General features: G+C 35.6%; 1 pseudogene. It reads right to left on the reverse strand.

The features are described from left to right. A pseudogene (locus tag KA858_RS13125) lies at positions 1–295 on the reverse strand (restriction endonuclease subunit R); the annotation flags it as partial.

The following is a 295-nucleotide window of genomic DNA, read 5'->3' on the forward strand; positions in this document are numbered from 1 at the left end:
TTCATCTGCCATCCAAATTTCCGACGTATTAATTTTAGAGATATACTCTTCATCTAAATCGTCATGTGAATTAAATGTTTGATTGTATTCAACTGAAAAACCAAGCACATTATGGTCTCTAATAGCATCTTTAATGAGATAGTGATGTAAACATTTATCAAAAATGTCCGCTGTAGCACGCCCATCTTGACTCTTATTTTCTTCAAAACGTGGTGTCCCCGTAAATCCAAAATACTGCGCATTTTCAAAATGTTGCTTAATCAAACGGTGCATGTCTCCGAATTGCGTACGATGA

It is taken from the genome of Staphylococcus sp. GDX8P80P, assembly GCF_017893095.1.
In the GTDB taxonomy this organism is placed as follows: domain Bacteria; phylum Bacillota; class Bacilli; order Staphylococcales; family Staphylococcaceae; genus Staphylococcus; species Staphylococcus borealis.